This is a genomic window from Rubrivirga sp. (assembly GCF_049648075.1).
In the GTDB taxonomy this organism is placed as follows: Bacteria; Bacteroidota; Rhodothermia; order Rhodothermales; family Rubricoccaceae; genus Rubrivirga.
This window is the reverse complement of record NZ_JBARYR010000423.1, coordinates 1-1,703: the sequence shown is the minus strand read 5'-3', so window position 1 is coordinate 1,703 and position 1,703 is coordinate 1. Positions and strand designations below refer to the sequence as shown.

1 protein-coding gene is annotated in these 1,703 nt (G+C 70.0%); it reads right to left on the bottom strand.

The features are described from left to right. Window positions 1–1,703, bottom strand: a 1,703-nt coding sequence (locus WBA11_RS12105) for a DUF4175 family protein (protein ID WP_424520937.1), incomplete at both ends; no start/stop codon positions are given.

The following is a 1,703-nucleotide window of genomic DNA, read 5'->3' as shown; positions in this document are numbered from 1 at the left end:
GTCCACGACCGTCTGCAACGCGTCCCGCAGCTCGCTCTGCCGCCGGGCGGACGGGACCAGCGCCGGGCTCTCGGCCGGCGTCGACGCGACCTGGCTCGCCAGCGCCTCCTGGTCGCGCGAGATCGTCAGCACGTCCTCGAGGGCGCGGCGCAGGGCGGCCTGGTCGACCTGCTTCTGCTGGCCCTGCATGCCCTGGCTCTGCTGCCGCATCTCCTGGGCCATCTTGCGGAGCTGCTCGGACATGTCCTGCTGGCCCTCTTGGGCGTCCTGGAGCTCGCCGTTCTCGAGCTGTTGCGCGTTCTCCTCCATTTGCTGGGGCAGGCTCTGCGACTGCTCCTGCATCTCGCGCATCTCCTCGGGGCTCGGGCCGTTGCGGATGTCGTCGAGCTGCTCCTGAAGTTCCTCCATCTGCTCTTGAAGCGCCTCGGCTTGCTCTTGCGCCTGCCGCTGCTCCTCGGCCAATCGCTCGCGTTGTTCCCGCGTGCTTTGGTCCGACTCTGACGATTCGTCGTTGGACTCCTCGCCTTGTTCCGAGTCGTCGGGGTCGGAGTCGCTTTGGTCAGAGTCCTCTCGGTCTGATTCGTCCTCGAGGTCGGACGGGTCGCGGCCCTCGCGGATGGCCTCGGTCTCGCGGGCAAGTCGCTCCTCGGTCTCGGCCAGGTCCTCCGCGCGGCGGGCGATCTCTTCCATTTCGACGGCGGCCTCGAGGCGTTTCATCAGCTCCATCGCGCGCTCGATGCGGCGCTGGAGCTCCTCCTCGCTCTGGGCAGCTTCTTCGGACTGCTCCAACATGTCACGCAGGTCGAGCTGCTCCATGGCGTCGCGCAGCCGCTCCAGGGCGTCGCGGAGCTCGGGCGTGTCGAGCTCGTCCAAGACGTCCTGCATCTCGTCGAACTGACGCTGGAGCTCGGGGTCGCCCAAGTCGTCGCGGATCTGCTCGCCCAGGCGTTGCATCTGCTCGCGCAACTGCTGGGCCTGCTCCTGCATCGACTGCTGCTCGCGCAACAGCTCCTCGACTTGGCGGCGGTCCTCCCAATCCGGGTTCTGGTTTTCGCGGATGTCGTCGCGCAGGCGGCGGAAGCGCTCGCCCGACTCTTGGGCCTGCTCCTCGAGGTCCTCGAGGGTTTCCGCCGTCGAGTCGCGTTGCGCATCGAGGGCGTCCAGGCGGTCGGCGACGGAGGGGAAGCGGAGGGTGACGAGTGGCGTCCGAGCCGCCTTGCCGCCGGCCCCGTCGTTGTCGGTCACGCGGCCGTACAGCTCGACGGTGTCGCCGGGCCGAGCGCCGGGCAGGCGCCAGTCGAGGACGACCTCCTGGTCGAGCGGCCGCACGCGCATCGGCAGCCGGACCGTTCTCGGCCTCCCCGTCGAGCCGTCGCGCGTCAGGCGGTAGACGAGCGAGCCGCCGCGGAAGCCGAAGTCGTCGGTCACGCGGAAGGCGAGCCGTCGCGACGCCGCCGACAGCGCGTCCTCGATGCCGCCGACGATCGTGATCTGGGGCGGCGCGTCGCTCAAAACGCCCAGGGCGTAGCGCGCCGGGTCCGTGTTCTCGAGTCCCGAGGCGGCTTTGAGATGAACCGAGTAGCGACCCGGCCCGCGCAACCGGAACTGCCCGAGCGCGGCCTCGGACCCGACCCGCAGCGGCACGCGCTGCGTCGGTCCGCCTTCCCACTCGACATCGATCCAGGCCTCGGTCGGCGTCGGCC